Source organism: Phaeobacter italicus (genome assembly GCF_019801785.1).
Lineage (GTDB): Bacteria > Pseudomonadota > Alphaproteobacteria > Rhodobacterales > Rhodobacteraceae > Phaeobacter > Phaeobacter italicus.
On sequence record NZ_JAHVIJ010000014.1, the window covers coordinates 1 to 5,825 of the forward strand.

The 5,825-nt window shown below is 53.1% G+C and carries 3 tRNA genes and 3 rRNA genes; all 6 read right to left on the reverse strand.

Features of this window, described 5'->3' with window-relative positions:
- The 6 genes from KUV39_RS18630 to KUV39_RS18655 all read right to left on the reverse strand — a co-directional run bounded on the left by KUV39_RS18630 (window position 1) and on the right by KUV39_RS18655 (window position 5,389).
- Window positions 1-77, reverse strand: a tRNA-Met gene (locus KUV39_RS18630).
- Window positions 78-117: 40 nt separating this feature from the next.
- A 5S ribosomal RNA gene (gene rrf, locus KUV39_RS18635) occupies window positions 118-232 on the reverse strand.
- Between the two features lie 91 nt (window positions 233-323).
- Window positions 324-3,151, reverse strand: a 23S ribosomal RNA gene (locus KUV39_RS18640).
- A gap of 416 nt (window positions 3,152-3,567) precedes the next feature.
- Window positions 3,568-3,644 (reverse strand) — tRNA-Ile (locus KUV39_RS18645).
- A gap of 63 nt (window positions 3,645-3,707) precedes the next feature.
- Window positions 3,708-3,783, reverse strand: a tRNA-Ala gene (locus KUV39_RS18650).
- A 146-nt stretch (window positions 3,784-3,929) separates the two neighbouring features.
- Window positions 3,930-5,389, reverse strand: a 16S ribosomal RNA gene (locus KUV39_RS18655).
- The 16S, 23S and 5S rRNA genes sit together here with 3 tRNA genes alongside, the layout of an rRNA operon.
- Window positions 5,390-5,825: the final 436 nt, after the last annotated feature.

A 5,825-nucleotide genomic window follows, 5' to 3' on the forward strand; every position in this document is an offset into this window, starting at 1 on the left:
TGGTTGCGGGAGTAGGATTTGAACCTACGACCTTCAGGTTATGAGCCTGACGAGCTACCTGGCTGCTCCATCCCGCGGTGTTTGTTGTTTTTGGAATTGTATTGAGGATTTTTCTAGGTTTGGCGGTGACCTACTCTCCCACGCCTTAAGACGCAGTACCATCGGCGCAACAGTGCTTAACTTCCGGGTTCGGGATGGGACCGGGTGTTTCACTTGCGCTATGACCACCAAACCGAGGAAAATCCTCGATTTGTTTATGAGAGATACAATTAGTCGAGTTTTGCTTTTGGTTCTTTTTGTGTTTTCACTGTCTGTTACTGGAACAGATCAAGCCTATCGGGCGATTAGTACCGGTCAACTGAACATGTTACCATGCTTACATCTCCGGCCTATTGACGTGGTGGTCTTCCACGGCCCTCAGGGATACCTTGTTTTGAGGGGGGCTTCCCGCTTAGATGCCTTCAGCGGTTATCCTTTCCGATCATAGCTACCCTGCACTGCTGCTGGCGCAACAACAGGTCCACCAGTGGATCGTTCACCCCGGTCCTCTCGTACTAGGGGCAACTCCTCTCAAGTATCCTACACCCACGGCAGATAGGGACCGAACTGTCTCACGACGTTCTAAACCCAGCTCACGTACCTCTTTAAACGGCGAACAGCCGTACCCTTGGGACCTGCTCCAGCCCCAGGATGAGATGAGCCGACATCGAGGTGCCAAACACTGCCGTCGATATGGACTCTTGGGCAGTATCAGCCTGTTATCCCCGGCGTACCTTTTATCCGTTGAGCGATGGCCCTCCCACTTGGGACCACCGGATCACTATGGCCGACTTTCGTCTCTGCTCGACTTGTCAGTCTCGCAGTCAGGCTGGCTTCTGCCATTGCACTCAACGAGCGATTTCCGACCGCTCTGAGCCAACCTTCGCGCGCCTCCGTTACGCTTTAGGAGGCGACCGCCCCAGTCAAACTACCCGCCACGCAGGGTCCCGGATCCGGATAACGGACCGCGGTTAGACATCAAGAGTGCGAAGGGTGGTATCTCAAGGGAGGCTCCACCGGGACTTGCGTCCCGGCTTCGATGCCTACCACCTATCCTGCACATCACAATCCTGATGCCAGTGCGAAGCTGTAGTAAAGGTGCACGGGGTCTTTCCGTCTAACCGCGGGAAGCCTGCATCTTGACAGGCAATTCAATTTCGCTGAGTCGATGTTGGAGACAGCGGGGAAGTCGTTACGCCATTCGTGCAGGTCGGAACTTACCCGACAAGGAATTTCGCTACCTTAGGACCGTTATAGTTACGGCCGCCGTTTACCTGGGCTTCAATTCGGAGCTCTCACCCCTCCTTTTAACCTTCAGGCACCGGGCAGGCGTCAGACCCTATACGTCGTCTTGCGACTTCGCAGAGCCCTGTGTTTTTAATAAACAGTCGCCACCCCCTGGTTTGTGCCCCCAGTCAATACTTGCGTAGAAACTGGGCCTCCTTCTCGCGAACTTACGGAGGTATTTTGCCGAGTTCCTTCAACATCGTTCTCTCAAGCGCCTTGGTATTCTCTACCAGTCCACCTGTGTCGGTTTAGGGTACGGTCTGATGGAGGGCTATTTCCAGGGACTGCTGAGCAGCCCAGACAATCCGATAAGTCTGAACTACCTTCACAATCCGTCACATCCTCCTGGCCTAGGAATATTAACCTAGTTCCCATCGGCTACGCCTTTCGGCCTCGCCTTAGGGGCCGGCTTACCCTGCTCAGATTAGCTTTAAGCAGGAACCCTTGGACTTTCGGCGAGAGTGTCTCTCACACTCTTTGTCGCTACTCATGTCATCATTCTCGCTAGTGATCTCTCCACGGGATCGCTCACGCGCCCGCTTCATCGAAAGCTTCGTGTCTCCGATGTGTCCTAGGACACTAAGGAGACATGAAGCTATGTCACACTACGCTCTGCTACCATGCACTATGTGCATCCTAAGCTTCGGCTCATGGCTTGAGCCCCGTTACATCTTCGCCGCAGGACGTCTTATTTAGACCAGTGAGCTGTTACGCTATCTTTAAAGGATGGCTGCTTCTAAGCCAACCTCCTGGTTGTTTTGGACATCCCACCTGCTTTCCCACTTAGCCATGAATTAGGGGCCTTAGCTGTAGGTCAGGGTTGTTTCCCTCTCCACTACGGACGTTAGCATCCGCAGTGTGTCTGCCATCTAGTACTCCCGGGTATTCGGAGTTTGGTTAGGATCAGTAAGCCTGTGGGGCCCCATTACCCATCCAGTGCTCTACCCCCCGGGGTATTCGGATGACGCTCTACCTAAATAGATTTCGCAGAGAACCAGCTATCTCCGAGTTTGATTGGCCTTTCACCCCTAGGCACAGCTCATCCCGATCCTTTTCAACGGATGTGGGTTCGGTCCTCCAGTGCATGTTACTGCACCTTCAACCTGGCCATGCCTAGATCACTCGGTTTCGGGTCTGATCCCACGAACTCATTCGCCCTATTAAGACTCGCTTTCGCTGCGCCTACACCTAACGGCTTAAGCTTGCTCGTGAGACCAAGTCGATGACCCATTATACAAAAGGTACGCTGTCAGCCCTCAAGGGGCCTCCAACTGATTGTAGGCGTTCGGTTTCAGGTACTGTTTCACTCCCCTCGTCGGGGTGCTTTTCACCTTTCCCTCACGGTACTGGTTCGCTATCGGTCAGTAAGGAGTACTTAGCCTTCGAAGGTGGTCCTCCGATCTTCAGACAGGATTTCACGTGTCCCGCCCTACTTAATACGTCCTATCATGCTTCATATACGGGGCTATCACCCACTCTGGCTGTGCTTCCCAACACATTCTATTCACACTCAAGGCTCGGCTGGTCCCCGTTCGCTCGCCGCTACTAGGGGAGTATCATATTGATTTCCTTTCCTCCGGGTACTTAGATGTTTCAGTTCCCCGGGTTTGCTCTTAAAACCCTATGTATTCAGGTCTTAAGTACCTGATTAAGCTTATTATTGATAGCGAAGCTAACAATAACAAACTGTCAGGTGGGTTCCCCCATTCGGAGATCCTGGGATCAAAGCCTATTCTCGGCTCCCCCAAGCTTATCGCAGAGTATCACGTCCTTCATCGCCTCTTACTGCCAAGGCATCCACCAAACGCCCTTCTCGCGCTTGATCTGGTCCAGAAAGAGACAGTGAACTGTCATCCGCAGAAGCTGGTAACAAACTGCGGGCTGTTTCTGAACCAAAAGCATACTTTCCCGCTCACTTCGTAAGAAGTGAACATTGGTTCATAAACCTTGCGGACTATGAACCGGGTTAGTGTACTTGACTTGGACAACACTGTGGTTTCAATCCGGCAGACCCTCGCGCGCCCGAGGAAAAGGGCGGATGCAAAGGCTCGCATCAGGCCACGATGTGGCTTTCAGCACCAAACTGAGGTCGCTCCCTTACTTGGGTGACCAACAGTGTTGTTGATTGTATCTCTCTAAACGATGTCAATTCCGTTGCTCTTCTTGCGAAGACCAACTTCTGTCCGATTGGACGATCAAACATTCAAAGGCGAATGCTTGATGATCAAATCCGCAAAAGTCTGGTGGGTCGAGGAGGACTTGAACCTCCGACCTCACGCTTATCAGGCGTGCGCTCTAACCACCTGAGCTACCGACCCAGTTGATTTTGCTGGTGCAAAATCGGCGTCACCCTTGGTGGTTACTGAACAAGGGCATAATTCTGGTGGAGCCTAGGAGGATCGAACTCCTGACCTCCTGAATGCAAATCAGGCGCTCTCCCAGCTGAGCTAAGGCCCCTTGCTGAACCCCGCCGCTGCGGGATCCGGTACGATCTGAAGAGATATGAGGACGGCTCGGTCCTGATGTTGATCAGTTTTGATTACTGATCTTCTGCTAAGTGATGCACGAGATTGGCAAGCCAATCTATCTAGCATCATCCTTAGAAAGGAGGTGATCCAGCCGCAGGTTCCCCTACGGCTACCTTGTTACGACTTCACCCCAGTCGCTGAGCTCACCGTGGTCCGCTGCCTCAAAAGTTAGCGCACGGCCTTCGGGTAAACCCAACTCCCATGGTGTGACGGGCGGTGTGTACAAGGCCCGGGAACGTATTCACCGCGTCATGCTGTTACGCGATTACTAGCGATTCCGACTTCATGGGGTCGAGTTGCAGACCCCAATCCGAACTGAGACAGTTTTTTGGGATTAACCCATTGTCACTGCCATTGTAGCACGTGTGTAGCCCAACCCGTAAGGGCCATGAGGACTTGACGTCATCCACACCTTCCTCCCGCTTATCACGGGCAGTTTCCCTAGAGTGCCCAGCCGAACTGCTGGCAACTAAGGATGTGGGTTGCGCTCGTTGCCGGACTTAACCGAACATCTCACGACACGAGCTGACGACAGCCATGCAGCACCTGTCACTCGGTCACCGAAGTGAAAGCCAGATCTCTCTGGCGGTCCGAGGATGTCAAGGGTTGGTAAGGTTCTGCGCGTTGCTTCGAATTAAACCACATGCTCCACCGCTTGTGCGGGCCCCCGTCAATTCCTTTGAGTTTTAATCTTGCGACCGTACTCCCCAGGCGGAATGCTTAATCCGTTAGGTGTGTCACCGACAAGCATGCTTGCCGACGACTGGCATTCATCGTTTACGGTGTGGACTACCAGGGTATCTAATCCTGTTTGCTCCCCACACTTTCGCACCTCAGCGTCAGTATCGAGCCAGTGAGCCGCCTTCGCCACTGGTGTTCCTCCGAATATCTACGAATTTCACCTCTACACTCGGAATTCCACTCACCTCTCTCGAACTCAAGACTAGCAGTATTAAAGGCAGTTCCAGGGTTGAGCCCTGGGATTTCACCTCTAACTGACTAATCCGCCTACGCGCGCTTTACGCCCAGTAATTCCGAACAACGCTAACCCCCTCCGTATTACCGCGGCTGCTGGCACGGAGTTAGCCGGGGTTTCTTTACCTGCTACTGTCATTATCATCACAGGCGAAAGAGCTTTACGACCCTAAGGCCTTCATCACTCACGCGGCATGGCTGGATCAGGGTTGCCCCCATTGTCCAAGATTCCCCACTGCTGCCTCCCGTAGGAGTCTGGGCCGTGTCTCAGTCCCAGTGTTGCTGATCATCCTCTAAAACCAGCTATAGATCGTAGGCTTGGTAGGCCATTACCCCACCAACTACCTAATCTAACGCGGGCCGATCCAAATCCGATAAATCTTTCCCCCGAAGGGCGTATAAGGTATTACTCACCGTTTCCAGTGGCTATTCCTTAGATCTGGGCACGTTCCCACGCGTTACTAACCCGTCCGCCGCTCACCCCGAAGGGCGCGCTCGACTTGCATGTGTTAGGCCTGCCGCCAGCGTTCGTTCTGAGCCAGGATCAAACTCTCAAGTTGAAACGCTGTTGCCAGCGTATCCTTGACGTTCGAACCTCTGCACATCACTGAATGTCCTACCGCTTCGCCAATTGAGGACGGGCCCCAAACAGCACGGCTTCGAACCCGGCTAGGAACTCGAAACGAACATTCATATTTCTCTGTCTGTTGTGCTTGGTTTCAAAAGAAACCGAAGCCGAACAAGACAGTGAAGCTGACACTCCATCATCGGCCGAAGCCTAAGAGCGCGATATGTACAGACGTTGATCCATCGAAATGAACCAAACCGCCCACATATCTCTTCAGTGTTTCATCAATGTCAAAGAGCGCGGATCCCGAAAGACCCAGAGACAAAAACCAACCGGTGCACCCTAACTTCCCGGTGCAACCCGCCGATCATTCCCTCAAATATCAACCTCGCTTCACCGCAGTTCCGACCTCAAGGTCCGTCCCGCCG